26 protein-coding genes are annotated in these 25,465 nt (G+C 44.4%); 15 read left to right on the top strand and 11 right to left on the bottom strand.

The window, feature by feature from the left end; translation table 11 throughout:
* Positions 1-163: 163 nt before the first annotated feature.
* Positions 164-1,231: a hypothetical protein gene (locus tag IRJ16_RS01170; protein ID WP_194109682.1), complete on the bottom strand. Its 1,068-nt coding sequence runs from the start codon at positions 1,229-1,231 to the stop codon at positions 164-166.
* On the bottom strand, positions 1,201-1,548 hold the full coding sequence (locus IRJ16_RS01165; RefSeq protein ID WP_194109681.1) for a PadR family transcriptional regulator: 348 nt from the start codon (positions 1,546-1,548) through the stop codon (positions 1,201-1,203). Before IRJ16_RS01165 ends, IRJ16_RS01170 begins: the two co-directional genes overlap by 31 nt.
* A gap of 134 nt (positions 1,549-1,682) precedes the next feature.
* Between IRJ16_RS01165 and IRJ16_RS01160 the strand changes: the two genes are divergently transcribed.
* Both IRJ16_RS01160 and IRJ16_RS01155 read left to right on the top strand, forming a co-directional pair.
* Complete coding sequence (locus tag IRJ16_RS01160; RefSeq protein WP_228079717.1) at positions 1,683-2,876, top strand: aldose epimerase family protein; 1,194 nt, start codon at positions 1,683-1,685, stop codon at positions 2,874-2,876.
* A gap of 111 nt (positions 2,877-2,987) precedes the next feature.
* Positions 2,988-3,233, top strand: a complete 246-nt coding sequence (locus IRJ16_RS01155) for a hypothetical protein (protein ID WP_194109680.1) — start codon at positions 2,988-2,990, stop codon at positions 3,231-3,233.
* A 116-nt stretch (positions 3,234-3,349) separates the two neighbouring features.
* Here the strand turns inward: IRJ16_RS01155 and IRJ16_RS01150 are convergent, their stop codons facing one another.
* Positions 3,350-4,504 (bottom strand): MFS transporter, encoded by a 1,155-nt coding sequence (locus tag IRJ16_RS01150; protein ID WP_228079714.1) that lies wholly within the window; start codon positions 4,502-4,504, stop codon positions 3,350-3,352.
* Positions 4,505-4,685: 181 nt separating this feature from the next.
* Between IRJ16_RS01150 and IRJ16_RS01145 the strand changes: the two genes are divergently transcribed.
* From IRJ16_RS01145 to IRJ16_RS01130, 4 genes are all read left to right on the top strand, one after another.
* The gene (locus IRJ16_RS01145) at positions 4,686-5,357 is read left to right on the top strand and encodes a hypothetical protein (RefSeq protein ID WP_194109679.1); all 672 of its coding nucleotides are present in this window, start codon (positions 4,686-4,688) and stop codon (positions 5,355-5,357) included.
* A gap of 259 nt (positions 5,358-5,616) precedes the next feature.
* Positions 5,617-7,329: an amino acid permease gene (locus IRJ16_RS01140; RefSeq protein ID WP_194109678.1), complete on the top strand. Its 1,713-nt coding sequence runs from the start codon at positions 5,617-5,619 to the stop codon at positions 7,327-7,329.
* Between the two features lie 35 nt (positions 7,330-7,364).
* Positions 7,365-7,730: a MafI family immunity protein gene (locus IRJ16_RS01135; RefSeq protein WP_194109677.1), complete on the top strand. Its 366-nt coding sequence runs from the start codon at positions 7,365-7,367 to the stop codon at positions 7,728-7,730.
* 133 nt (positions 7,731-7,863) lie between these two features.
* Positions 7,864-8,178, top strand: a complete 315-nt coding sequence (locus IRJ16_RS01130) for a hypothetical protein (RefSeq protein ID WP_194109676.1) — start codon at positions 7,864-7,866, stop codon at positions 8,176-8,178.
* An 18-nt stretch (positions 8,179-8,196) separates the two neighbouring features.
* Here IRJ16_RS01130 and IRJ16_RS01125 read toward each other — a convergent pair whose 3' ends face one another.
* The 4 genes from IRJ16_RS01125 to IRJ16_RS01115 form a co-directional block, all read right to left on the bottom strand.
* Positions 8,197-9,045: an AraC family transcriptional regulator gene (locus IRJ16_RS01125; protein WP_194109675.1), complete on the bottom strand. Its 849-nt coding sequence runs from the start codon at positions 9,043-9,045 to the stop codon at positions 8,197-8,199.
* 66 nt (positions 9,046-9,111) lie between these two features.
* The gene (locus IRJ16_RS01120; protein WP_228079708.1) at positions 9,112-9,816 is read right to left on the bottom strand and encodes an aldo/keto reductase; all 705 of its coding nucleotides are present in this window, start codon (positions 9,814-9,816) and stop codon (positions 9,112-9,114) included.
* A 4-nt stretch (positions 9,817-9,820) separates the two neighbouring features.
* Positions 9,821-10,018, bottom strand: coding sequence for a hypothetical protein (locus tag IRJ16_RS22800; protein ID WP_228079707.1), 198 nt, complete (start codon positions 10,016-10,018; stop codon positions 9,821-9,823).
* 124 nt (positions 10,019-10,142) lie between these two features.
* Entirely contained in the window at positions 10,143-10,556 is a 414-nt protein-coding gene (locus IRJ16_RS01115; protein WP_194109674.1) for an Ohr family peroxiredoxin, read from the bottom strand.
* Positions 10,557-10,854: 298 nt separating this feature from the next.
* Between IRJ16_RS01115 and IRJ16_RS01110 the strand changes: the two genes are divergently transcribed.
* Positions 10,855-12,111: a putative DNA modification/repair radical SAM protein gene (locus IRJ16_RS01110; protein WP_194109673.1), complete on the top strand. Its 1,257-nt coding sequence runs from the start codon at positions 10,855-10,857 to the stop codon at positions 12,109-12,111.
* 1 nt (position 12,112) lies between these two features.
* On the top strand, positions 12,113-12,868 hold the full coding sequence (locus tag IRJ16_RS01105) for a TIGR03915 family putative DNA repair protein (RefSeq protein ID WP_194109672.1): 756 nt from the start codon (positions 12,113-12,115) through the stop codon (positions 12,866-12,868).
* A 135-nt stretch (positions 12,869-13,003) separates the two neighbouring features.
* Here the strand turns inward: IRJ16_RS01105 and IRJ16_RS01100 are convergent, their stop codons facing one another.
* The 3 genes from IRJ16_RS01100 to argB all read right to left on the bottom strand — a co-directional run bounded on the left by IRJ16_RS01100 (position 13,004) and on the right by argB (position 16,150).
* Positions 13,004-14,383 (bottom strand): aspartate kinase, encoded by a 1,380-nt coding sequence (locus tag IRJ16_RS01100; protein ID WP_194109671.1) that lies wholly within the window; start codon positions 14,381-14,383, stop codon positions 13,004-13,006.
* Between the two features lie 158 nt (positions 14,384-14,541).
* Positions 14,542-15,354, bottom strand: coding sequence for a pyrroline-5-carboxylate reductase (gene proC, locus IRJ16_RS01095; RefSeq protein ID WP_194109670.1), 813 nt, complete (start codon positions 15,352-15,354; stop codon positions 14,542-14,544).
* A gap of 4 nt (positions 15,355-15,358) precedes the next feature.
* Complete coding sequence (gene argB, locus IRJ16_RS01090; protein ID WP_194109669.1) at positions 15,359-16,150, bottom strand: acetylglutamate kinase; 792 nt, start codon at positions 16,148-16,150, stop codon at positions 15,359-15,361.
* A 352-nt stretch (positions 16,151-16,502) separates the two neighbouring features.
* On the opposite strand from argB, the gene IRJ16_RS01085 reads away from it, so the two are divergent.
* The 3 genes from IRJ16_RS01085 to IRJ16_RS01075 all read left to right on the top strand — a co-directional run bounded on the left by IRJ16_RS01085 (position 16,503) and on the right by IRJ16_RS01075 (position 20,651).
* Complete coding sequence (locus tag IRJ16_RS01085) at positions 16,503-16,871, top strand: BlaI/MecI/CopY family transcriptional regulator (RefSeq protein WP_194109668.1); 369 nt, start codon at positions 16,503-16,505, stop codon at positions 16,869-16,871.
* Positions 16,868-19,249, top strand: a complete 2,382-nt coding sequence (locus IRJ16_RS01080) for a M56 family metallopeptidase (protein ID WP_194109667.1) — start codon at positions 16,868-16,870, stop codon at positions 19,247-19,249. The genes IRJ16_RS01085 and IRJ16_RS01080 overlap by 4 nt, the downstream gene beginning before the upstream one ends.
* A 97-nt stretch (positions 19,250-19,346) precedes the next feature.
* Positions 19,347-20,651 carry an NAD(P)/FAD-dependent oxidoreductase gene (locus IRJ16_RS01075; protein WP_194109666.1) on the top strand — a complete coding sequence of 435 codons (1,305 nt, stop codon included), beginning with the start codon at positions 19,347-19,349 and terminating at the stop codon, positions 20,649-20,651.
* 249 nt (positions 20,652-20,900) lie between these two features.
* Here the strand turns inward: IRJ16_RS01075 and IRJ16_RS01070 are convergent, their stop codons facing one another.
* Positions 20,901-21,665, bottom strand: coding sequence for an SDR family NAD(P)-dependent oxidoreductase (locus IRJ16_RS01070; protein WP_194109665.1), 765 nt, complete (start codon positions 21,663-21,665; stop codon positions 20,901-20,903).
* 175 nt (positions 21,666-21,840) lie between these two features.
* Here IRJ16_RS01070 and IRJ16_RS01065 point away from each other — a divergent pair, with 175 nt between their 5' ends.
* The 4 genes from IRJ16_RS01065 to IRJ16_RS01050 all read left to right on the top strand — a co-directional run bounded on the left by IRJ16_RS01065 (position 21,841) and on the right by IRJ16_RS01050 (position 25,453).
* Complete coding sequence (locus IRJ16_RS01065) at positions 21,841-22,521, top strand: response regulator transcription factor (RefSeq protein WP_194109664.1); 681 nt, start codon at positions 21,841-21,843, stop codon at positions 22,519-22,521.
* The gene (locus IRJ16_RS01060) at positions 22,522-23,889 is read left to right on the top strand and encodes a sensor histidine kinase (protein WP_194109663.1); all 1,368 of its coding nucleotides are present in this window, start codon (positions 22,522-22,524) and stop codon (positions 23,887-23,889) included.
* 102 nt (positions 23,890-23,991) lie between these two features.
* Entirely contained in the window at positions 23,992-24,492 is a 501-nt protein-coding gene (locus tag IRJ16_RS01055; RefSeq protein WP_194109662.1) for a hypothetical protein, read from the top strand.
* Positions 24,493-24,526: 34 nt separating this feature from the next.
* The gene (locus IRJ16_RS01050; protein ID WP_194109661.1) at positions 24,527-25,453 is read left to right on the top strand and encodes a bestrophin family protein; all 927 of its coding nucleotides are present in this window, start codon (positions 24,527-24,529) and stop codon (positions 25,451-25,453) included.
* Positions 25,454-25,465 lie beyond the last annotated feature (12 nt).

Genomic DNA, 25,465 nt, shown 5'->3' with positions numbered 1-25,465 from the left:
TGTTAATAGCGATCATTGCTATGCTATATACGTTTGCACCGCAATTGTTGTTTGCGATGCAAATGTAATATGTTTACCCGAATAGCTTTAACGAATAGTGTTACCGAAACGTAAAAGATAACTAATTGTGGAAAAATACTGACTTTTTTGGTTAAAAAGTTAGTTAGGCCAGCTGTGTCTTTCGGTAAAGCAGGATGCTGGATGTGCATCCTATCGCGGATGGTAGGACAAATTTGCAAAGAAAGTTGAACATATCCCCAAAACCAACGCTATTGGGTAGTAACGCCAATGGCAATAATACGAGGGATGGGCTATGCAGTATCAATGTATTTACCCACGGCCGTTTAGAGCGACCCATTAACCAACCTGCAAAAAAGAATATGATCGTCGGCAGTATTGTATTTAAAATGCTGACCGGAAAAAAACTATAGGTGGATAAACTGACTAACTTAAACAAGATCCCAAGCATTAGTGATGCTTGCCAATTGATCGATCCGGCAAATGACGCTATGTTTCTGATATCCTGACTACGGTAACGTAACGTGTAGAATACAGTAAAAGCGATCAATGGGATATAAATAACGAAACTTAACACCCCGCCCGCCGTCTGTATTTCGGGTGAGTAGACCGAACGCATTCCGTGTATAAGATGGTTAAGCACCATCATATCGTTAAAACTGATGAGAAAAGGAGATGCAACCAATAACAACAGACAGCATACGAAGTAGTATTTTTCTATCATTTCCGAAAACCATGCCACAATTCTGTTTCCTTTAAATACTACTGCTAAAACAAACACAGCAATAATTGCTATCTCAGCATACAGCATATTGCGCACATCCGTAGCAGACAATAAGTTTGAAGGAAATCCTCTGCTGTCTAAAGGCCTGAAAAAACTGTTTATAATAGACGGCAATGCGAAGCACACGATCTGCAGCGTCATAAAGAAGATAGCTCCCCAAAACATCATCACCAGATTGCGGTTAGCTAAATGGTCGGGATTTACCTTACGGAACTCAGCTTCTATAACGACCGGCTGACCGATACGCTGCCTTGCTACCATCCAGGCTTCTTCATCATTCAATCCGGCTTTTTGGAGCGATGATATTTCTTCGGTCAGGTGGTCTGTTAACTCGGTCAGGTCGTCGGATGTGAGCGATCCGTGAGCCATGGTTTGTTGCCATTTGGCAAGTTGGGTAGTTAAGCTAAAATGGTTTTGGGTTGGTTCCATAGTTGTATGATAAGTTGGTGCATAATATTCCAGGATGTTTGCTCATTTTTAAAATGGTCCCGGCCTTGTTCGGTGATGTTGTAGTAGCGGCGGCGTTTCTCGTTCTCGGCAATGCGCCATTCAGATACGATGAATCCTTTGTCTTCCAGTTTACGCAAGATAGGGTAGAGCGTCCCGTCCGAAAATTGCAGGTGGCCGTTAGATGCCTCCTTAACTTTCTGTATGATCTGGTACCCGTAACTTTCGCCCTGATTAAGTACCGCCAAAATAATGGGGGTGGATGTGGCTGCTATAAGGTCTTTACTAATTGTCGTCATGGTATTTCAAATATACATAGAAGTTCTAAGTATCAAAATTTATTTGAAAAATTTAACGATAGGGGTATCGGATCAAAACATTTCCTGTTAGCTTTACATTTGTTAACCATATATTATAAACACCATACATCACGATGAATTTTCACGTAAAGAACATTACGGCCGGGCTTTTATTAGCAGGCATGGCAGGCTTAACGGCTTGCGGCGGCTCGGGCAGCAGCAGTAAAACAGAAACTACGGACAGCAGCTCTACCAGCACAACCACCATTTCAACTTTCTCGTTACCGGATGCCAAAGGTTTCCAGGTCGCGGTAGATAGTGGTCAGGCCGACCTGTTCGTTTTGAAGAACAAGAACGGCGTACAAGCGGCCATCACCAGCTTCGGCGGCAGATTGGTTAGCCTGGTAGTGCCAGATAAGGACGGCAAAATGACCGACGTAGTGGTTGGTTTTGATAGCGTAAGCACTTACCAGGGCGCAGGCGATTACTTTGGCGCGCTGATCGGTCGTTACGGTAACCGTATTGGTAAAGCTAAATTTACCTTAGATGGTAAAGAGTATAAATTACCTGCCAACAATGGACCGAACACCCTGCACGGCGGTACAGTAGGGTTCGATTCGCACCTGTGGGCTGCTACAAAAGTAGGCGAGAACGCGTTAGAACTGACCTATACCTCGAAAGATGGCGACCAGGGCTTCCCGGGTGACCTGAGTACTAAGGTAATTTACACCTTGGGCGATGATAACAGCTTAAAAATAGCTTACGAGGCTACCACCACTAAACCGACCGTGGTTAACCTGACCAACCATGCATATTGGAACCTGAACGGCTTCGGTACCGGTACTATCCTTGACCATACTTTGCAAATAGCGGCTGATGGTTATACTCCTGTTGACGTTACACTGATCCCGACCGGCAAGATCGAGAAAGTTGAAGGTACGCCATTCGATTTCCGCGGCCCTGAAAAGATCGGTACCCGTATAGAGCAAGCTAACGAGCAACTGAAGAACGGTAAAGGTTATGATCATAATTACGTACTGAACAAGCACGATATCACCACGCCTATCACCACCTTAACAGGCGACAAGACCGGCATCACTATGCAAGTATTCACCGAGGAGCCGGGCATCCAGTTTTACAGCGGTAACTTTATGCAAGGTAAGCACACCTTAAAAGGTGGTAAAGCTAAGAACGATTTCCGTACAGGCCTTTGTTTAGAGACCCAGCACTATCCTGATTCTCCTAATAAACCAGAGTTCCCGACCACTACTTTAAAACCGGGCGCAACTTACAAAACATCGACCATCTACAAATTCACTGCTAACTAAGCGGTTTTGTTATAGTTTAGATGCCCTCCACGGAATGTCCGTTGGAGGGCATTTTTATTTTAGGGCAAACCTTTTGCAGATACATCTGCTTTTTATAATAAACCAATTATTATGAGCGCGTATCAGGAAAAATGGATAGACCTGTTAAGTAAGGCCAACCTAAAAGGGTGGGAGATAAAGCCCATGGGTGAAGACATCCATATCACCATGCCGCATGTGACCGACTTGAAACTCATCCGCGATAATCTGCCGCAGATCATCGGTCAGCTATCTTTAGATATCGACATACCTCACGAACCGTTAAAGCTGATCTTTAAGAATGGGTATGAGGAGTTTGATTACGTTATAAAGTCTTGAGTTCTAAGTCTAAAGTCTTAAGCCTCAAGTCGAAAGTCAAAATAATAGATCATAAACGATCCGACTTCAGACTTTTGACTTCAGACTTTTGACTTCGGACTTTTGACTTCGGACTTTCAAGACAGCTTCGCTTTTGTAGACAATATCGCAACGCTCATGCCCATGGCGGCTATCAGCGTGAAAGAATACCGCAAACTACCGGTAATGCCGGCAATGAAACCGATCACTGGTGGCCCGATCAGGAAGCCGATAAAACCGATGGTAGACACTGCCGCTAAAGCCACGCTGGGGCGCATGGTTTTTGACTTTCCGGCCTCGCTGTAAACCAATGGCACTACAGACGATACGCCAAAACCTACCAGCAAGAAACCGATGATGGCGGTGTAGAACGTCGGGAAGATCACGGCTATCATCAAACCAATTGCAGATAATAGTCCGCTGATCTGTAGTATCCTTTTAATCCCGAATTTATGAACCAACTTATCAGCCACAAATCGACCGGATGCCATGGTCAGCATAAAGCCGGTGTATCCGGCGGCCATTTGCGCGCCGTCTACCGATACTACTTTTTTGAAATAGATCACGCTCCAATCAAACATCGCTCCTTCACACATTAACGAACAGAAGGCGATGATACCCAATTTTATCAGCGAGCTATCGGGCATCACAAATATTGGCTCGTCACTTATACTGCGGTCATTGTTCAGATATCTGGAGCAGATGACCACGATCAATATCATCAAACCTAAAATGATAATAAAATGCTGCTGAGGGGCTATCTGTTTATCGATCATAAAAGTACCGATGCCAGCGCCGACAAATCCGGCCAAACTCCAAAGTCCGTGAAAGGACGCCAGGATAGGCCGCTCGTATAATTGTTCGGCCGCTACCGCCTGTGTGTTCACCGAGATATTGGCTGTATTACTTGCAAAGCCGAAACATATTAAGCAGACTATCAGTCCAAAAATAGATGTTACCGAACCTAAGCCTACCAATGCTATCCCGTAGGTTACGGCTGCAATGATCAATAACCGGCGGCTTCCGATCTTACTCACCGCCCAACCGGCAAATGGTAAAGACAACATTAAGCCTACGGGCAAGGCAAATAATACGCCACCTAATGCAGCCTCGCTTAATCCGAGTGTTTGCTGAATAGTTGCGATACGCGATGCCCAACTGGCAAAGCATAAGCCCACGATAAAGAACATGGCCCCGGCGGCCATCCGTAACATTGTTTTAGGGTATTTGGTGTAGGTAGCATTAGGTGACATGCCCGCAAAGGTACGACCGATAAGGCTAATTTTATGTTTTATAAGTGTTAAAAGTACAATTAATCCGAAGCTAAATTCTGTTAGTTAAAATATTGATATTTAATTTGTTAAAGCATTGATAATGTGTCATGTCTGAAATTTTCAAAAACCATTCGATATCCAAATAGTTGTAATTGGTACTATGAAAAAGATATTATTGAGTTTCAATATAGTACTTTTCGGCCTGGCCGGATCTGCCCAGACCACAAAAAAGGTACGATTAGATGAGGTGGTAAGTCTTACTTTACCGGCCGATGTTAGAAAGATAGATACCCTTGGTCAGCAGACCTATACCGCTAATTCACGCTATGGTTATATGATCGTTAGCCGTGTGCCAAATGGAGAGCAAAAGGTGCTAAAGAAGGAGAAAGAACTGAAGAAGATATTTAAAGATTATATCAAAGAAGTTCAGGCAGGTTTGCCCGAAGGTACCATTACCGATAGTAAGGATACTATTATGAATAAACTGGAGGTGCACGATTTTGTACTGCGTACAGATACCGGCAGCGGCGTGCAATTACGCAAGTTCCGCATCCTCTACACCAAACCGGTAACTTACACTTTCCAGTATCTGTATGATGAGCAACGCCAGGATGTAGCCGCCGAAGAGATGAAAGCATTCTTCGCGGGCATCAAATCTCCGCCTGAACTGGATGGGACCGACCAGTACCTCACCTTTGGTAAATGGCAAGGGGTAAGCGGTACGTTGATCATTATTGGCGTTAGCGTGATAGCGGTGATCATTTTTGTGATACTGATGGTGAGGCGTAAACGCAAACACGATATGCTGATCGATAATTTGTATCAGAAGTAACAGATATCCATCCTCTTCAACAGGGGATATTAAATTTAATGGTAGGCTTACGAGGTTTCAAAGCTTCGTAAGTCTTTAACTGCACAAAGTTGTTACGATTTTAAGGGCTTAGTGTCATTTATGCTATTTCTTTGAATGCTTTGGGGTTAAAGTTCTCAGATCAGGACCTTAAACCTCAAACTACCTTAACAACAACTTCATATTCCGAAAAATTGATTATGTTTGGTTTGAATATTACAGAAACCCTACCGAACATAGCATGTCCAACGGCATATTCCGCAAAAAATCAGTACAAAGTATTTTAGATGATGTAAAGAACGGCTTCGGCGATGGCGAGCACTCAGGTGTGCATCTGACCAAGGCCTTAGGCGTTAAAGACTTAACCCTGATGGGTATTGCCGCCGTAGTAGGGGCGGGCATCTTTTCTACCATAGGCGAGGCATCTTTTCACGGCGGTCCGGGAGTTACCTTATTGTTTATCCTTACCGCGGTCACCTGCGGGTTTTCGGCTTTGTGTTATGCGGAATTTGCTTCGCGCATCCCGGTGGCAGGCAGCGCTTACACTTACGCTTATGCATCTTTCGGCGAACTGGTAGCCTGGATAATCGGCTGGGATCTGCTGATGGAATACGCTATCGGTAACATTGCCGTGGCTATATCATGGAGCACCTACTTTGTTAACTTTTTAGCCGGACTTGGTATCCATGTCCCCGAATATCTAACGCTGGATTACCTGTCGGCCTTTAAAGCCCATGAGGCGGTGCAAGAACTGACTAAAGCCGGAAAGTTAAGTGAGATAACCGACACCATTAAAAACGCCGCTTTGGCCTGGGATACAGCCCCCACTTTTGGCAGCATTAAATTGATAGGTAATATCCCGGCGCTGCTGATCGTGGTATCTATCACTTACCTGGTTTACATCGGCATTCGCGAAACCAAGAAGGCGACCAATGCTATGGTGTTCTTAAAGATAGCCATTGTAATAGCGGTTATCCTGATCGGTTGTTTTTATGTTACACCAGCTAATTGGAGCCCTTTTTTACCTAACGGTTTTAGTGGAGTGATGAAGGGGGTATCGGGCGTGTTTTTTGCTTATATCGGTTTCGATGCCATCTCTACCACGGCCGAGGAATGTAAAGACCCACAACGTGATCTGCCAAGAGGTATGATCTATTCGCTGATAATTTGTACCGTACTTTATATCCTGATCGCCTTGGTTTTGACCGGTATGGTATCGTACAAAGACCTTCGCGTTGGTGATCCTTTGGCTTACGTTTTCCTGAAAGTGGGTTTAAATAAGATCAGCTATGTGATATCTGTCAGCGCGGTTATCGCAACAGCCAGTGTATTATTGATCTTCCAGATGGGCCAGCCACGTATCTGGATGACCATGAGCCGCGATGGATTGTTACCTAAAGCTTTTTCGCGCATCCACCCTAAATATCATACGCCGTCGTTCGCTACCATCGTGACTGGTTGCGTGGTAGCAATACCCGCTTTATTCATGAACCTGACCGAAGTGACCGACCTGACCAGTATAGGTACTTTGTTTGCTTTTGTTTTAGTTTGTGGTGGTGTGTTATTAATGCCTCGCGAAGCCGCTGTTGCAGGCCGTTTCCGTCTGCCTTATATCAATGCTAAGTTCATCGTACCGGTACTGTTCGTTATCGGTATGGTAGTGTTTTGGGAGCCGTTTACCAAACTGTTGGATGGTGATAATCTGCACCATAAATTCCCTTTCTTCCTGTTCATCATCTTATCATTGGTGCTTACCGTGCTATCATTCTTAAAGAATTTGTCGCTTATACCGGTATTAGGCCTAATGAGCTGCTTTTATCTAATGACCGAACTGCCTTACCAAAGCTGGGAGCGTTTCCTGATCTGGTTATGTTTAGGCTTGATCGTTTATTTTACTTTCGGTTATAAGAATAGTGTGTTGGGGAAGAGGGGGAATATCGATAAATTATCTTAATGGCCAAGGCCGGATAGTTTCGTAAAAAGTGTGATATGAGTTACGTGCGAAACACGAAAGTTGTCGATGATCAAATAATGAGATTGTTGATAGCTGCTGAATTCCTTGGAGTAAGTGGTAAAGAAGTCGATAGCTTTAAAGAATATCTTGAGTATAATGAAACTGAAATTGCGTTCGATTTTGTTGTAAACCGACTGTACAATAATAATATTGAGATCAGCCCTGACGTTTACCGACTCATCTGCAACATTAGTGGACTATTGGCGTTGTCAAACTCAGAATATGATTTCATTCGAGAACTGATCCGGGACGATAACAAGATACCTGAACCCGTGAAATTAGGCATCACTAAACTCATCGGTAGTTTAGATCAACCACGTCCGACTGACATGGATCTGTAGCGTTAAGAGCGCAGGAGCCTTTGTCGAGACATCCGGCAGAAAGATCGCACCAGCGGAAATTGTAGCACTGCAATTTATCCAGAGAGTACTAAGAGGGAGGTTGCTCAGTTTTAGCACATCAACCAATATAGCTATGGAATACGATGAATATGTTGTAAAAAGCATTCTTGCTAACGATCAATTCGGCATAACAGCGGTAACCGAATTAGACAGTCTTAAAGTAATTTATTTCGTTAAGGAGGAATACACCGCAATAGAAAAATTGATCCAAGCGAACGATACAGAAGCTATAAAAATGCTCTCGCAAAACGGGAGTATAGGTGCAGAATATTTAGATCTGATGCTTTTCAAAGATCAGAATGCGAAACCATACCTCGTAACTGTTTACGATAGTGATGCTTTAGAGCAAGATCCTCAGGTCATTAAAATATATCCGATGATAGCTTAAGCGTCGTGACTATTGCGATCAGGTAGCTAATTTTCCGATCGGGGCATTTATATTAACCCCAATAAATTCACTCGGCGTCTTCCCGAACCGCTTTTTAAATGTGTGCGAAAAATGCGAAAGGCTCTCAAAACCAAGGTCTAAATAAATGGCTGACGGTTTGCGGTGTTTGGCCTCGATCAAATGCCGGGCTTCGGTCAATCTGCGTTCTTGCAGCCATTGGCGCGGCGGTTGGCCGAAGGTCTTTTGAAAATCGCGCTTAAAGGCGGCCAGACTACGGCCGGTAAGTTGAGCGAACTTCTCTACCGGCAAGTTGAAATGGATGTTGCCCAACATAAATTTCTCCAGATCTATTTTATAAGGTTCAGAAAAATCGAACAGGAATTCTTTTAACCGTGGCATGGTATGCATCAGCAATTTCACCACCTCTTTGATCTTGATCAGCCCCATCTCGGTAGTCAATATCGATGATGAATTGCGTATGTAAGGAACTATCGAATTAAAATAACCGGCTAAAAATTCGTTAGCCGGAATAAGGATATTTGGCGGGCCGATATATTTTTGGTCAATATCGATATGTTCTTCTAAAGCGATCTGTCGCAACAGATCTTCCTGTAAGGATATCACAATAGTTTCATAATCCTGATCCGGTAGCGGAGTTTTGGTGATCTGCCCCAACTGGTTCTTGCGGATCAGCAGCATTTGGCCGCCGTTCATGGTCACCGTTTGCCCAGCCGTTTCCAGCTTAAAATGGCCCGATACCTGCAGCACCAGCGTATGGTGCTGGAGGAAGCCGACTTTATCTTTACGGCTTGTTGCCAGATACGAGTAAAAGATAACTCCCGGGATGATCTCTGTAGGGTTGGTCATTAGCGTTGCAAATAGGTTCCGCCCAGGATGGCGCCTTGTGCAAAGGTAGTGTTCAACAGGTTCATTTCATCTGCAGAAAATTGGATATTCATAGCGGCCATGTTTTCGGGCAGGCGTTTGCGGCGGCTCATGCTCACTAATGGCAATAATATGATCACCTTGGGCGTTCACCCAGGCAATGGCCAGTTGGGTAGGGGTAGCATCTTTGTCTGTGGCCAGCTGCTTTAATATCTCGACCTTCTCCAGGTTTTTTACCAGGTTATCACCCTGAAAACGGCTGAAATGCAACAGATGGCCATCGGCAGGCAATGGTGCTTTCAGGTCGCCGGTAAGCAAACCTTCGGCTGTATTAGCAAAGGCCACTACGCTGATGCCTAACTCTTTTGCAGTTGGTAGCAGGTCGGTCTCGATCTGTCGGTCGGCAAGCGAGTAACCGATCTCCAGCGCGCTTACAGGATAAGTATTATTAGCCTGCCGTAGTTGTTCGGCAGTGATCTCTGATACGCCTAAGTAGCGCACCTTACCTTCTTTAACGAGGTCGGCCACGGTACCAACAATATCTTCGACAGGTACGCTGCCATCCATACGACAAGGCTGATACAGGTCAATGGTCTCTATACCCAAGCGGGTAAGCGAGTAATTGATGAAGTTTTTGATAGCGATGGGTCTAAGATCTAAACCCAACCATTGGCCGTTATGAAATATCGCGCCAAATTTAACGCTGATAAAAGCATCGTCCCGGCGGCCTTTAATGGCCTTACCTACCAGCAACTCATTATGACCGGCGCCGTAAAAGGTCGCCCGTGTTTAAAAAGTTAATGCCTTTATCCAACGCCTCGTTAATGGTGGCAATGCTTTCGGCCTCATCCTGATGTGCGCTTCCCCATACCGACGACATGCGCATACAGCCCAATCCCAGTTTTGAAACAAGCGGGCCGTTATTTCCTAAATTGATCATTTCTAAGTTTTTCATAACTCAAAGATCAGTTTTTACATATCTTAACGTTTGTGTATATGGCTCATTTTGCTTGCTTTTAAAGCTCACGTCACTTATACCGCAGCCTGTCTCACATCTCATATCTAACATCTCTTCCATTTCAAACTGCTATCACTTTTACTTCGATGTTGCCGCGGGTAGCTTTAGAATACGGGCAACCCTTATGCGCCAGATCAGCTAAACGTTGGGTCTCTGATAATTCCGATCCGGGAATGTGTACATGTAATTCGGCCGATAAGGCATAAGTGGTCTCACTTTCCTGGTTAAAGCTGATATGCACTTGGGCAGTTGCTTCGCTCACATCAATGTTATCCTTTTTAGCTACCGAGCCTAAAGCGCCCAAGTAGCAACTCCCCCAGGCACCTGCAAATAACAATTCGGGATTGGCGTAACCGTCCTCACCACCCATGGCCGCGGGTTTGCGTAATTCCAGATCAATAATTCCGTCTGCCGATGTGATGTGACCTTCGCGACCACCCTTGGCAGTAACGACGGCTGTATATAATTTTTTCATGATGATGATCTTTTAAAAAGCAACCACCGGACACCGGAGAAAGTTTTGTCGCCTTGCTCATAAAACGAAACATACATTATATAAGAATTGGTTTTTTGCGGTAAATTTTAGCAATCGCTTGTCGCCCAGGGTTTACACCGTTTAACTTGATATATTTATAACTATTTGGTATGCAGATACTTAAATATTATGCAGTTTGAAAAATGTTAACCTTTGTAAACTTTCTTAACTTCTCAATCTCTAAATAGATCTGATCTTTTTTGATGATTAAACTAAAATTGTTAGTAATTTTATCTCAATGAATGAGGAGCGGATAGTTGAGAAGTTGAATATATTGGCCGATGCGGCAAAATACGATGTATCGTGCTCATCGAGCGGGAGTAAACGTAAGAATGAAAATAAAGGTTTGGGAAATGCCAGCAATGGCATCTGCCATACATACACCGAGGACGGGCGGTGTGTGTCTTTATTGAAGATATTGCTTACCAACCACTGCATTTTTGATTGCGCCTATTGCGTATCCCGCAAGACCAACGATATCAAACGGGCGGCCTTTACTGTGCAAGAGGTAGTGGATCTGACCATCAATTTTTATCGACGTAATTATATCGAAGGCTTGTTTCTTAGCTCAGGTATTTTTAAAGATGCCGACTTTACTATGGAACGCCTGGTGCGGGTAGCCAAGAAGTTACGTACTGAGCATAAATTCAACGGTTATATCCACCTTAAATCCATCCCCGGAGCAAGTGACGAACTAATGATGGAGGCCGGACTTTATGCCGACCGTTTAAGTGTCAATCTTGAAATGCCGACCGAGGAGGGACTCAAACTCTTAGCACCTGAAAAAGACCGCAAGGAAATGATCAAACCAATGGGCTTTTTAAAGACCGAGATCATTCAGCGAACCGAAGAGAAGAAGCTATTTAAGAAAGCGCCAATGTTTGCACCGGCGGGGCAGAGTACTCAGATGATCGTTGGTGCCACGCCTGAGACGGATATGCAGGTGCTGTACACCGCGGCAAGCTTTTACAAAAGCTATAAGCTGCGTCGGGTGTATTACTCTGGTTATGTGCCGGTATTGGCTGATAAACGCTTACCTGAGTTAAATACCGCCGTGCCAATGGTCAGGGAGAATAGATTGTACCAGGCCGATTGGTTGATGCGCAATTACGGTTTCCACGTGAACGAGATCGTAAATCACGACCAGCCATTGTTGGATCTGGACATCGACCCGAAGTTGAGCTGGGCCTTGCGTAATATGGAGGTATTCCCTCTGGATATTAATAAGGCCGACCTGCAATTGATCTTGCGTGTGCCAGGGATAGGCGTACAATCAGCGCATAAGATCGTGAGCGCGCGAAAGTTCGGTAAACTGAATTGGGATCATTTGAAAAAGTTGGGCATCGCCCTAAATCGTGCCCGTTATTTTGTGACCTGCAACAGCAGCGAATTTGAACGTCGCGACCTGACCGGCAGTAGGATCAAGCAATTTATTTTGGCAGAGTCGACCAGTAAATATTTAAAAAATTCGCACACTCAACTCAACCTGTTTTAATATGACAACGTTGATATATGACGGTAGCTTTGAAGGGCTACTTACTGCCGCGTTCGAAGTGTATGAACGTCGCCTGCTCTATGTCGACCTGAAAAAAGGGGAGAGGCGAACCGATGCTTTGTTTGACGAGGTGATCCAAGTGATAACTGACAACGCAAGGGCGGAACGGGTATTGGCTGGTTTGAAACAGAAGCTGTCCCGAATGGGCTTGCAACGTTTGTATGCTGCGCATTTGGCCGAATTTGAGAATGAGGATAACATGTTATTAGGTTATATCCGTTACGTTTTTGATGCAGGGCAGAATATCGAGGAAGATTACGGCAATAAATACGTAATGCGTGTATCTGAACTGGTCCGTAAGGTACGCCGCGAGAAGCACCGGATGGAAGCTTTTATCCGTTTCCAAAAATTAAAAGATGAAACATTTTATGCAGCTATCGAACCTGATTTTAACGTGCTGCCGCTGATCATTCGTCATTTTAAGAACCGATATGCCGATCAGCAATGGATCATTTATGATACCCGTCGAAAATATGGGGTGCATTATAATTTGCATCACACGGAATATATTTCGCTGGATTTCTCAGACGTGACGCCGACTAAAGTAGTTTCCGCTTATGATGAGGGAGAAGAACTGTATCAGGTTTTATGGAAGAATTATTTTAAAAGCGTCAATATCCCCGCAAGGAAAAATAATAAGCTGCATTTAATGCATGTACCAAAACGGTATTGGCGGCATTTAACGGAGAAGATCTAAAGGAAGTCGAAATGCGGAATGCCAATTGCGAAATTGGTTTTAAGGATATCGAAATGCGAAATGTCAAATTCGAAATGAAGGTAAATTACCTACTTAATTATTTCGCAATTGGCATTCCGCATTTCGCATTCAAAATTAGTTGGCCATCGCTCGGTTCAGCGCGATCACCGCGTCCTTAAATGACTCTCTCGCTACCAAAAACTGGATGTTTACTTTGCGCAGGGCAAAACCTGCACTCATGATGTTGATGCCTGCCTCGGTAAGGGCAGCGGCAGCGCGGGCCAATAAACCCGGCTGATCCATATTGGTGCCCAGCATGCAAACCATAGCGGTTTTCTCAACAGCTATTTTCTCAAAGTTTGCTTCCAGTTCCTGTATAAGGCCATCGTTCAAGTCACGTTCCCATATCACTATTGAGATACTATTTGCACTCGTTGCCTTGAAAATATAGCTTACGTTATGGTCAAAGAAAACCTGCATGATCTTTAAGTCGGTACCAACGTTACTTACCATTAATGGGTCGTAAACGTCTATTAAGATCAGTTTATCAGTACCAGTGATTACTTCTACTCGTTTGGTCTCGCAAATGAAATCCTTGGTGATCAGCGTACCTTGATGAGCAGGCTCGAAAGTGTTTTTGATACGCAGGTTGATTCCATTTATCTCCAGTGGTTTTGATGCCTTAGGGTGAATGGCTTCCATACCCACATCAGCTAATTGATCGGCGATATCGTAATTGGTATTACCTACCGGATGGCAGTTCTCGATACCGACAATACCCGGATCGGCTGTAGACAGGTGATATTCTTTATGAATGATCGCTTCGGTCGGTTTCAACTCCTCGGCGATCTTGCTGAAAGTAACCTCGCTGTAACCGCGGTCAAACTCCCGCATAATGCCTTCGGTACCTTTAACATAGCCGGTCACAATGCAAATGGTTTTGGCTAATTCGATACCGTCAAACGCATGTTTAATGCGTTGATCAATGGTAAACGGACGATTATCGTGCAAACCACTCAGGTCGACCAATGTGGCATTGATGCCCATGTTTTGCAGAATATTAGTAAAATTCCAGGCAGAGTGGCTTTCGCCGATGGACGCCAATATTTCGCGGGCTGCTTGTAAAATATTGTCTCTACTTACATAGCCTGAAGCCAATATGTTAGACAGGTTCTCCAAGTATTTTTGAGCATCAGCAACATGTTTTTCGATAAACTCATCAGCAGCAGCCAAGTTCAAACCAAGGTCAACATATTGTGTGTTGATCTCTTTCAATTTGGCCACCAGATCGATAAGTGGTTTATGAAAATCCTGCATCTGCGCAAGACGGTGGTAAACGCCCGGCTCGGCGGTCTTTTTATTCTCTAATAGTAAATTAGTTACGCCCGAGAATGCCGACACCACAAAAATGCGGTTATACAATTCGTCGCCGGTGCGATTAAAAAGGATGATGTTATCAATTACGTTCTTAAGGGCACTCATTGACGTGCCGCCTATTTTTTCTACTGTGAGCATGTTATTATTCATTTACCCTTGCTTAGCAAAACACTTGCCCTGAAAAGACCGCGCTGCCTAAGCTATTGGTAATTATTATTTTAGTTTTTATTCGGGAGCGCAAATATCTTAATTAATTTTCATTTCGGCAGGGTGGCTTACCATTTCGACAAAGCAGCCTACGACTGCTTGTACAGAATGCCTGCTTTCTCCGCAGATGTTTTGATCCCCTTGATCATGGCCGAGCTGAAACCGTTATGCTCCATTTCGTTCAGGCCGGCAATAGTACATCCCTTTGGAGATGTTACCTTATCGATCTCTTGCTCGGGGTGCGATGCTAATTGTAAAAGAAGATCGGCGGCACCTTTGGCAGTTTGCGCAGCCATTTTTAATGCATCGTGCGCATGGAAACCTATCTCGGTACCACCTTGCGAAGCAGCACGTATCGATCTTAAAAAGAAGGCGATGCCGCAAGCGCAAAGCGCAGTTGCCGATGTCATCAGTTCCTCATTAATTCGGATGCTCACCCCAACGGTATCGAACAATGAAGTGACCAAACTAATGTTAGCGTCCGAAGCTGTATCGGTTGCGATACAGGTCATAGAGTGGCCAATGGCGATAGCCGTATTAGGCATTGCGCGGACCACCTGTACATCCAAACCTAAATGCTCGCGCACATCCTGGCAGCTTACGCCGGATACTACAGATATCAGCAGGTGTTTGCTTGGGTCGATAGACGGTTTGATCTCGTCCAGTAACTTATTCAATTGTTGCGGAAGGATGGCTAACACGATGATCGTAGCATTGGCCACGGCTTCAGCATTGTTAGATGTAGTGATGTAACCTTGTTCTTTTAAAATTGATAAGGCTGATATGTTACGGCGCGTTAACGCGATCTGCTCGGGCTGATAAATGCCTGCTTTAACTAATCCTTTGGCCAATGACAGGCCTATATTTCCGCTGCCTAAAATGGCAATTGCTTGTGTGTTCATGTTGTTATTTGCTTAATCGTGTACCAAAAGTACCGCCCTCGTTAGTTTGTCTCAGATCATCGGCATGACCAATGATAACTGCTTGTACGCCCATATCTATCGCTTTGAACGCATTATCCAACTTAGGTAGCATCCCGCTGTGGATGATACCGGCTGCTTTAAGCTCGTCGTAACGCTCGGGATTGATATCCCTAACTAATGACTCCGGGTCGTCTATATCCTGTAATACGCCTTTCTTTTCGAAGCAGTAGATGAGGGTAGTTTGATATAAAGATGAAAGGCCGACCGCCAGTGCTGAGGCTATGGTATCTGCATTTGTATTCAAAAGCTGACCTTCTCCATCGTGACTTAAAGCCGCAAAGACAGGGGTGAAGCCGGCATTCAGCAGGTCGCTGATACCTTTGGCGTTGACCGAGTTATCGTCAAGGTCGCCTACGTAGCCGTAATCGATAGTTTTTACCGGGCGTTTTTTGCCTTTAATAAAATTGCCGTCAGCACCGGTAAGGCCAATGGCGTTGGTGCCGTAACGTTGTAGTTGCGCGGTGATATTTTTGCTGATCAATCCGCCGTAAACCATGGTCACCACACGCAATGTCTCAATGTCGGTAATGCGACGGCCATCTACCAATTGCGACTCTATACCCAGATCTTCCGCTAGTTTAGTAGCTACCTTACCGCCGCCGTGCACCAATATCTTATGGCCCTTCAGTTTGGTAAAGGTCTCCAAGAAACGATGTAAAGCTTCAGAATTATCGATGACGTTCCCGCCGATCTTGATCACATAGAGAGGTAGCATGCGCAATTGAAATTTTGCGAAAATAGGTAAACGCGGGTAAACATCCGTCGTAAATGTGAAATTAAACTACTGAATTGGTAGAGTATGGGGCGGAGGCGGGTGAGTTTAACCACAAAGTCCACAAAGGATCTCGGGTAAGGCACAAGACACAAAGAACATAAAGATATTAGTCGATATGATTACTTTTTAGTTGACTACAATGCCCGTTAAGTCCTTTGCGAAAGTCTCGTGTTCTTTGCAATTATAATTTATATATGTTGATTATCAGTTTTTTAACTTATAAAACTGATAAATACGTTTTAAAACGTATAAAATAGTTGTAAAACTGAAAAGTAAGTTTTAAGTTTGAGTTATGGAAGAGCTAACCAAGACCGAAGAACGCGTAATGCACATTTTGTGGCGATTAAAAACAGCCTTTGTGAAGGATATCATCGATGAATTGCCCGATGATCCTAAGCCGCCCTACAACACCATATCGTCTGTTGTAAGACTTTTGGAAAAGAAAGGGTACGTGGATTATAAAGCTTATGGCAAGACCTACGAGTATTTCCCGGCTATCAGTAAAAGCGACTACCGCAAATCGTCTTTCAAGAAGTTCTTCTCGGGTTATTTCGATAACTCGGCCGAAAGCCTTTTCAGTTTTATGGTTAAAGAGGAGCAACTGAGCGAAGAGGACGTGAATAAGATAAAGGACATTATTAGCCAAAGCAAAAAATCATGAACATGATCATTTACCTGGCACAGGTGACCGGCTGCACAGCGGTTTTCTACCTGTTCTATTACGCGTTCTTGCGCAAGTTGACGTTCTTTTCCATCAATAGATGGTATTTGCTATCAACGGTGATACTGAGTTTCCTGATCCCGCTGATCAAGATTGATATTAACGAACCTAAACCTTATACCGGGGTTGTGGAGCAAGTGGTTTACAACTACGCTCCGCAACCAGCCGAACCAACTGTGTTTACCCTGACAGTCGACGAGGCGACCATAAGTAAGCCAGTAAAATGGCAAGACGTTTTACGCTACACATATTATATCGCGGTAGCAGCACTAAGTGTGCACTTACTGATTACGCTATTGGCTTTTTTCAAGCGGTTGAAAGGCAAACAGATAAGCAAACTTGGCAATGTGAACATTTTGAGCGGCAACAACAAGGTCAGTAACGGCTCTTTCCTTAACTATATTTTTGTGAACGAGGGCGAGCTAAGTGCTGACGAGATCCGGCAGATCATCGCACACGAGATGATGCACGTGAAGTTGTACCACTCTGCCGATAGGATTATCGTGAAACTTGCACAGATCATATTGTGGTTCAACCCGTTCATTTATCTGTATGCACGCTCGGTGGAAGAGAACCACGAGTTTGAGGTAGACCATGCGGTAGCGAACGATACCGACAAACAGAACTACGCTAACCTGCTGCTACATTTGTCGGTCGCCGGCAATGGCATACTCTATCACAACTTTAGTAAAGTGCCGCTTAAAAAGCGCATCACTATGTTATTTATTAAACCGACAACCAATATGAAAAAAGTGATCTACCTGCTGTTCGTACCCGTGGTACTGATCAGCTCGCTGGCCTTTGCCAGCTTAAAGAAAAGTGAGAAGGCACACAATGTGATCGACAGACCTCAGAAGCTGAAGAAGCTTGAATTACCCAAGGTCATCGAGGACTTTAAAAAGACGGATTATTATAAAAGATCGCATGCCTTTGTGGACAAAACCATCAAAGTTAAAGTTACGGATCTGGAATTTAATGATGGTAAGCTTGACCTGTTAAAAGTTAAATATGAAGGGTATCCGTATCAGATCTTGCACTTCAACCTTCCTCAGATGCCTGATCTTAAAGTAGGGGATGAGCTTTCTATTAAAGTCCAGACCTTTATCATAGATTTCGAGCCTAAAGCTAAGGGACTGATGGAAATGAAGATCAGCGAACCGTTGCAACTAAAGCCAGAAAGTATTTATAAAGGCGGTGAGATGTTATATAGCGCTGGTAAAGATTTTAAGGACGCTGCACAAGAGCCTGTGATCGATACCAACAAGTATCGCCAGAAACTTAGCCCGGCGGGCGAAGCAGCACGTGAGAAAGAGGATGCTTATCGTAAGTCCGATGATTTCAAGATAAAAAAGAAATCGATAGACGAGTTTCATAAAGCGGGCGAAGTTACCGTAAAGATCAAAGCTAATGCGACCGATAACCGTGGCAATAAAGGTTTGACATTTGACCACGCCGGTCAGGAGTATTTTATTGCGACGGGGCGCGCCCAGCAAAAACAATTAGCCAACATTCTTAAAGTGGGCGACGTTTTGAAATTGAAATCCTTTGGTGAGACCATCGGTAAAGAATTTAAATATATTGAGATCTGGCCTTCTTATATCATCAAAGATGACAAAAAGGTATTCGAGTTAGCCGAGGCGGGAAAAATACCGGCCTATCCGTTCCTTTACGAAGCTAATAAAGTACGTTTTACAGATGGCCAACTTACCAAGATCACCAAGTACGCCAATGGAAAATGGAAAACTGCTGTAGTAGAGACCGTTAATGGCTACCGATTTAATATCAATTTTAAGCCTGATGGCCCGGACATGAATTCGTTATCCGACGACGACCACGTACGCCTACGTTTTGTTGGCGAAAAGAAGACCGGCGCTAAAACCTACCAGGTAAATTGGGTAGCCATATCTGATGATATCAAAAGCCATGGGATACAGGAGCCAACTTTGTTCCCTAAGTTTTACGTGAAGGCGGATAATAAAGCTGCCGCTGCAAAACGCCCGCTGACCATGAAAGACATCTATGTATTAAAAGCGGGGTCATCGGTTAAAAAAGATAAAGATCACATTCAGCTTTACGGTGGCGTCGACTTAAAAATAGGCGAGATGACTATAACTGCAGAGCATGTTACCATCGATAATAAGAAAAAACTCATTACGGCCAGAGGTAGCAAAGATGCCGACGATAGCAAAAGAATATTTGCAACATTGAGAGGTAAGGGAGATACCACAACGATCATTTCAGACTCTTTGGCTTTTAATTACCAGAAGATGGGAGCTCACGTATGGAATTCGAGACAGGGCTCCAATAATAAAAACTGATCCATCTAAATTTAATTTTAAAGTTTATCCAAAACATTAGCTAAAGATCTGCTTTATTTAGGGTACAACATTACGGCATAAGTCGTTAACTGACCCTATGGATTTTACAACAACCAAACCCGGCACCCCTCGCATTGTTATTATTGGCGGGGGCTTTGGCGGTATACAGGTAGCAAAAAATCTAAAGAAGGCCAAGGCCGAGGTATTGCTGCTGGATAAACATAATTATCACACTTTCCAGCCCCTGTTATATCAGGTGGCTATGGGAGCTATCGAAGGCGATTCGGTAGCTTTTCCTATTCGGCGCATCTTTGCCGGGCAAAAGAATTTTACTTTCGTGATGGCATCGGTCAATAAAGTCGACCATCAGAATAATACTTTAGAAACCGAGGTCGGCCCGATCAAATACGACTATCTGATATTAGCCACCGGCGCTACCACCAACTTTTTCGGCAGCGAGGAGTTAGAGCGTAACACCATGCCCATGAAGAACCTGCCCGAGGCGTTGAACTTGCGCAGTTTGGTTCTACAAAATTTGGAAAAAGCCATGGTGACCACCGACCAGGAAGAACGGCAAGCACTCCTCACTTTTGTAGTAGTAGGCGGCGGTCCGACCGGTGTGGAACTGTCCGGCGCGTTGGCCGAAATGCGTATGCACACCCTTTGCAAAGACCACCCGGGCCTGTGTTTGGATGACATGCGGGTTTACCTCGCCGAAGGCAAAGCCGACCTACTAGCAGCCATGTCCGACGGGGCATCAAAAAAAGCTAAGGACTTTCTATTAAGCTTGGGTGTCATGATCAAAAACAACGTGCATGTTGAACATTACGATGGCCTTACGTGCACCATAGACGACGGAACGGTCATTAAAACCCGCAATGTATTTTGGGCGGCCGGTGTAAAGGGGGAGATGCCCGGCGGATTGACCGATGCACCAATCGCACGCGGTGGCAAGATCAAAGTTGATGGTGTCAATCGGGTGAACTCTTACAATAATGTATTTGCCATTGGCGATGTATCGGCTATGATCACAGATGAATTACCCGAAGGATTGCCGGGTGTGGCACAGGTTGCGATCCAACAGGGTAAACATTTAGCGCAAAATTTGCTCAGGCTGATCAACAGAGAAGTGCTTGTGCCATTTAAATATAACGACAAAGGATCCATGGCTACAGTTGGTCGTAACCATGCCGTGGCGGATATTGGTAAATTGCATTTTCAGGGATTTTTTGCCTGGGTGTTGTGGCTGTTCGTCCACTTGATGTCACTGGCGGGATTCAGTAACAAGGTGATCGTGTTTATTAGTTGGGCCATCAATTACTTTAATAAAGATGGAGATAATAGATTGATCGTTAGGCGGTATAATGTTACTACCCGGCAAGTGGATGATAACTTTAGATAGATATAGAATTTTGTCACCCCGGAGCATAGCGAAGGATCTGTAACTCAGCAGAGCGGGTTAGCAGCTCATTGGTGCTATTCTCAAAGATCCTTCACGATGTTGTCCATGATGTTGTTGTTAATAAGGCGTCATAGTGAGCTTGCCGAACTATGGTGCGCAGGGATCACCACTATGCAAATGGCTGCTATGCATTGCTGTGATCCCAACACGCCGCCCTTCGACAAGCTCCAGACTCGGTTTTATTATCAATTACAGGTTGATACCACCCGATACCTCGATACGCTGACCGTTGATCCAACGAGCTTCGTCTGTACAAAGGAAAGCAACAACACCGCCAATATCATCCGGCAAACCAACGCGGCCAAGAGCGGTTATACCGGCGATATGTTTGTTGATATGCTCGTTATCGCGCACTACACCACCGCCAAAGTCGGTCTCGATAGCGCCGGGGGCTACAATGTTCACAGCTATACCACGTTTGCCTAATTCTAAGGCCTGATAACGGGATAGTGTTTCGATAGCTCCTTTCATAGCTGCATAGGCCGAATAACCCGGCATAGTGAAACGGGCCAAACCCGAAGACAGGTTGATGATACGGCCACCATCTTTAATTACCGGCAATGCTTGTTGGGTAAGGAAGTAGACACCTTTAAAGTGGATGTTTACAAGAGTGTCAAATTGCTCTTCGGTAGTGTCGGCAATAGGAGCGTTGATACCTATACCGGCATTGTTGATCAAGAAGTCAAAACCATCCGCGTTAAAGGTGTCTTTTAATATAGCCTTAACTTGCAAAAAGAAATCATTGAAGCTACTTACATTGCCGCTATCCAGTTGCAACACGGCTGCATTTTGGCCAATTGCTTCTATTTCGCTTGCTACCTTAAGGGCTTCATCTTTTTGGCTGTGGTAGGTCAGGATCACGTTAATTCCCTTCTTGGCCAGGCTCAATGCCATGTTTTTTCCTAAACCGCGGCTGCCGCCCGTTACTAATGCTATTTTACTTGTGGTATTCATTTTTTATTTGTTTTTTGTTGATACAAAGGTATAGCGGTTAAGGAGGCGAGCGTTTGCGCTAATCGATCCATTATTTGCAAAATTCAAATCATGTAAATAAAAATGTGACCCATGACTGTTTGAAAATAACAGTTTAAACATATTTTTGTTATGCACTAAATATATTTGAGAGAGCATGAAGATCTTGTTAATTGAAGACGAACCCCGCTTAGCATCCATTATACAACGTGATCTTGGTGCCGAAGGCTATCAGGTAAGTGTAGCGATGGACGGCAACACCGGTTTGCAGATGGCCATGAAGATAGACCCAGCACTGATCATTTTAGATGTGATGCTACCCGGCATGAACGGGATAGAGGTTTGCCGCAACCTGCGTAAGGCTGATAGCCAGGCTCCCGTATTGATGCTGACCGCTTTAGGTACTACTGATAACATTGTTGTAGGCTTGGATAGTGGTGCCGACGATTACATGGTTAAGCCCTTCAGTTTAGAGGAATTGAATGCCCGTATCCGCACTCTCACGCGCAGGCGTAATGGTGGCAAGCCGGTAAGCACCCTGCAAGTAGCTGATCTGGTGATCAATCAGGATGAGCGCTCGGTGCGCCGTGGTGGTGCCGTGATCGAACTTACTGCTACCGAATACCGTCTGATCGAGTTTTTGGTGAAGAACAGGAACCGGATGATGTCGCGCATTGAGATATTGGAGCATGTTTGGGATATCGATTTTAATATGGGCACCAATGTTGTGGATGTTTACATTAACTATCTGCGCAAAAAATTAGATAAGGATCATGATGTTAAGCTGATCCACACCGTGGTTGGAATGGGCTACATATTAAAGGAGCCGGCCCAATAAATGACCATACAAAAGAAAGTTGCCTGGCTGTTTTTTGCCCTAACATCGGGGGTGATCATTCTTTTTAGCGCAGCTGTCTTTTATTTCGAGCATCAATTCAACTTCGAGGATTTTTATAAACGACTGGAAGCGAGGGTAAACATTGCAGCCGACGTTTATCAAACCAAAGATCTGGATAGTGCCGGCGCGGTTAAGGACATGCGCCAGCGTTTTTTGGAACGCTTACCCAGTGAAAGTCAATACATTATTAAACCTGCGGACAGGCTCACGCATAAGTTCGATGCTATTCCCGAAAATTTCCTGGATAATATTTTGGCCGACGGTAAGTCCCGCTATAAAACTAACAACACTTTTTACGCCGGGAAGGTAGTGCGGTTGACCGAGGGTGACCTGATCTTTGTGGTATCGGCTAAAGATCCGTACGGATTAAAAGAACTGGATAACCTGGAGAAGATACTTATAGTAGGCTTTGTGGTGCTATTGGTGCTGGTTTATATTATAGGTACACGTTTTTCCTTCCATACCTTTAAGCCTGTACGTAACATTATAAAAAAGGTAAACACCATTACAGCCAACAACCTGCACTTGCGCTTAGACGGTAGCGACGGTAACGACGAGATAGCCGAACTTACCCGAACCTTTAACGATATGCTCAACCGTCTGGAGACGGCTTTCGAGACCCAAAATAACTTTGTCAGTAATGCGTCGCACGAGTTGCGTACGCCACTATCAATTATCAAAGGCGAGGCCGAGCTGGCCCTAAAGCACGTCTCGCCTGATGATACCGTCAACAAGCAAGCTCTTTCTGAGATACTTAAAGGCGCTAAAAGTTTGCAGGATATGATCACCAGTCTGCTTGGCTTAGCCCAAACCGGCTTCGACGGGAAGAAGCAAAATTGGGAACCTATACGTGCGGATGAGTTGGTTTGGGATATCAAGAAAGCGGCAGATCACATTGTGGCGGCCAACAACATCACCGTAGATCTTTCTGAACTGCCCGAGGATGTTGATACTATTACGCTATTGGGTAATGTTCATCTGCTTAAACTGGCCATCAGCAATATCGTACTTAATGCTTGTAAATACTCTGATAATAAAGCAGTGATCATTAAACTGTTTACCGAGAAGGGCAGGGTAGTGATCAGTGTGAAAGATCAGGGTATCGGTATTCCAGAAGAAGATATCCAGCATATCTTCGAGCCATTTTTCAGGGCATCTAACACCGGTAAATTCGACGGTCATGGCGTAGGTTTGCCTTTGGCACTGAATATCATCAGGTTACACAAGGGTACTATTGCAATAATATCAAAAGTGAATATGGGTGCGGACATCCGCATTGCGCTCCCCGCGTATCATCCCAAAAGGTGAAATTCTAATCGGATCTTAATCTCGCTCTTATGAGTTCTTAATCAGCGGTACCTACTATTGTATCATAACAACAATAGTAAAACAAATATAAGGAGTATCGCTATGAAAACAAAGAACATCCTGGTCCCGACCGATTTTAGTTTGGCATCGCTTACCGCCATAAATAATTTGCTGCATAAGCACCCCGATCAAAAATTTAATATCTCGATGGTGCACTTTATGCAAGTGTCTGACAGTATTACCGAATTATTAATGCTGTCCCGCCGCGCAAGCGAGTACCAGCACATCACGCAAGAATTTGAAGATCAGTTGGGCAACCTTAAACGATTGAAGAAAGATCAGTTAGTGAATGTGAGCTACGAGTTCTTCTACGGAAGCACGGTGGCGGTATTTAAAAACTTTTTAGAAGCTAAGGATATCGAGAGTGTTGTAAGCGTGAAAGATCATACTTACAATAAACTTAACCGCTACAGTGTGGATCCCGAATTGCTGATCCAAAAATGTAAATATCCTGTAATTGAGGTATCGGCCGTAATGGTGCCGGTGGTTACTGTAGCTGCTCGCGTGGCAGCTCCTCAGGTAGAGGAGTTAGAAGAAGTTTAACTGGTTTAATGTTTAACCTTTAAAGCTAAACGCTATGTTACTCAAAAAAAATATTCCGGTAAACTACGTAGTTGGAAAGATAAAGGGCGAGTTGATATTGGTTGCCGCCTATGGTATCATCATAGCGCTTTTTCATCAATTTTTTCCAAGTCTGCGTATATCTATCCCTATTGCCGTGCCGGCCATTCTCGCTACTATCATTTCGCTGCTGCTTGCGTTCAGGTCTAACCAGGCCTACGATAGATGGTGGGAGGCCCGCGGTATATGGGGCGCTATAGTGAACGATTCGCGATCACTGGCCCGCGAGATGACCACCTTTTTAGGCATGAATGATGGCTCTGAAGAAATAGAGACCTTTAAAAAACGTTTCCTGAACAGGCAAATAGCCTGGTGCTATAGCTTAAGCCAAAGCTTGCGCGGGCAGAATGCCTACATCCGCTCTATCGATTTTTTGGTTGATGAAGAGGTGAAATTTACTCGCCGATTCAGCAATATGCCTAACGCGCTTTTAAAACTGCACGGCATGGATCTGCGTCTGGCTCATCGCAATGGCTGGCTGAACGACTATCAGCAAGTGCAGATAGATGGTACGATCAACCGCCTTTGCGATGCTATGGGGAAATGCGAGCGTATCAAAAACACGGTATTCCCGGTTACGTATAGTTTGTACATCCATTTTTGCTTGTACCTTTTCATTGCGCTATTGCCTTTTGGTTTGATCGAGTATTTCGGCATGTTCGAGGTTCCGCTGATCATAGCTATTGCCGCTGCCTTTTTACTGGTAGAGAAAATGGCCATCCATCTGCAAGATCCTTTCGAGAACAAACCGACCGATACACCAACTACGGCGATATCTCAAACTATCGAACGCGACCTGAAACAAATGATGAACGATAGTCCAGAAATTGGCTTGAATAGCAAAAGTGATCAGGATAAAGAGAGCGTGTACTATATACTTTAATAATACCGATCT

This window comes from Mucilaginibacter myungsuensis (assembly GCF_015222005.1).
In the GTDB taxonomy this organism is placed as follows: Bacteria; Bacteroidota; Bacteroidia; order Sphingobacteriales; family Sphingobacteriaceae; genus Mucilaginibacter; species Mucilaginibacter myungsuensis.
The sequence above is the reverse complement of the archived record's forward strand: the minus strand, read 5'-3'. Positions and strand labels throughout refer to the sequence as shown.

Excerpts from the sequence above, each read along its gene's own strand:
- IRJ16_RS01170 (WP_194109682.1), bottom strand. The coding sequence starts at position 1,231 with ATGGAACCAACCCAAAACCATTTTAGCTTAACTACCCAACTTGCCAAA.
- IRJ16_RS01165 (WP_194109681.1), bottom strand. The coding sequence starts at position 1,548 with ATGACGACAATTAGTAAAGACCTTATAGCAGCCACATCCACCCCCATT.
- IRJ16_RS01160 (WP_228079717.1), top strand. The coding sequence starts at position 1,683 with ATGAATTTTCACGTAAAGAACATTACGGCCGGGCTTTTATTAGCAGGC.
- IRJ16_RS01155 (WP_194109680.1), top strand. The coding sequence starts at position 2,988 with ATGAGCGCGTATCAGGAAAAATGGATAGACCTGTTAAGTAAGGCCAAC.
- IRJ16_RS01150 (WP_228079714.1), bottom strand. The coding sequence starts at position 4,504 with ATGTCACCTAATGCTACCTACACCAAATACCCTAAAACAATGTTACGG.
- IRJ16_RS01145 (WP_194109679.1), top strand. The coding sequence starts at position 4,686 with ATGAAAAAGATATTATTGAGTTTCAATATAGTACTTTTCGGCCTGGCC.
- IRJ16_RS01140 (WP_194109678.1), top strand. The coding sequence starts at position 5,617 with ATGTCCAACGGCATATTCCGCAAAAAATCAGTACAAAGTATTTTAGAT.
- IRJ16_RS01135 (WP_194109677.1), top strand. The coding sequence starts at position 7,365 with ATGAGTTACGTGCGAAACACGAAAGTTGTCGATGATCAAATAATGAGA.
- IRJ16_RS01130 (WP_194109676.1), top strand. The coding sequence starts at position 7,864 with ATGGAATACGATGAATATGTTGTAAAAAGCATTCTTGCTAACGATCAA.
- IRJ16_RS01125 (WP_194109675.1), bottom strand. The coding sequence starts at position 9,045 with ATGACCAACCCTACAGAGATCATCCCGGGAGTTATCTTTTACTCGTAT.
- IRJ16_RS22800 (WP_228079707.1), bottom strand. The coding sequence starts at position 10,018 with ATGAAAAACTTAGAAATGATCAATTTAGGAAATAACGGCCCGCTTGTT.
- IRJ16_RS01115 (WP_194109674.1), bottom strand. The coding sequence starts at position 10,556 with ATGAAAAAATTATATACAGCCGTCGTTACTGCCAAGGGTGGTCGCGAA.
- IRJ16_RS01110 (WP_194109673.1), top strand. The coding sequence starts at position 10,855 with ATGAATGAGGAGCGGATAGTTGAGAAGTTGAATATATTGGCCGATGCG.
- IRJ16_RS01105 (WP_194109672.1), top strand. The coding sequence starts at position 12,113 with ATGACAACGTTGATATATGACGGTAGCTTTGAAGGGCTACTTACTGCC.
- IRJ16_RS01100 (WP_194109671.1), bottom strand. The coding sequence starts at position 14,383 with ATGCTCACAGTAGAAAAAATAGGCGGCACGTCAATGAGTGCCCTTAAG.
- proC (WP_194109670.1), bottom strand. The coding sequence starts at position 15,354 with ATGAACACACAAGCAATTGCCATTTTAGGCAGCGGAAATATAGGCCTG.
- argB (WP_194109669.1), bottom strand. The coding sequence starts at position 16,150 with ATGCTACCTCTCTATGTGATCAAGATCGGCGGGAACGTCATCGATAAT.
- IRJ16_RS01085 (WP_194109668.1), top strand. The coding sequence starts at position 16,503 with ATGGAAGAGCTAACCAAGACCGAAGAACGCGTAATGCACATTTTGTGG.
- IRJ16_RS01080 (WP_194109667.1), top strand. The coding sequence starts at position 16,868 with ATGAACATGATCATTTACCTGGCACAGGTGACCGGCTGCACAGCGGTT.
- IRJ16_RS01075 (WP_194109666.1), top strand. The coding sequence starts at position 19,347 with ATGGATTTTACAACAACCAAACCCGGCACCCCTCGCATTGTTATTATT.
- IRJ16_RS01070 (WP_194109665.1), bottom strand. The coding sequence starts at position 21,665 with ATGAATACCACAAGTAAAATAGCATTAGTAACGGGCGGCAGCCGCGGT.
- IRJ16_RS01065 (WP_194109664.1), top strand. The coding sequence starts at position 21,841 with ATGAAGATCTTGTTAATTGAAGACGAACCCCGCTTAGCATCCATTATA.
- IRJ16_RS01060 (WP_194109663.1), top strand. The coding sequence starts at position 22,522 with ATGACCATACAAAAGAAAGTTGCCTGGCTGTTTTTTGCCCTAACATCG.
- IRJ16_RS01055 (WP_194109662.1), top strand. The coding sequence starts at position 23,992 with ATGAAAACAAAGAACATCCTGGTCCCGACCGATTTTAGTTTGGCATCG.
- IRJ16_RS01050 (WP_194109661.1), top strand. The coding sequence starts at position 24,527 with ATGTTACTCAAAAAAAATATTCCGGTAAACTACGTAGTTGGAAAGATA.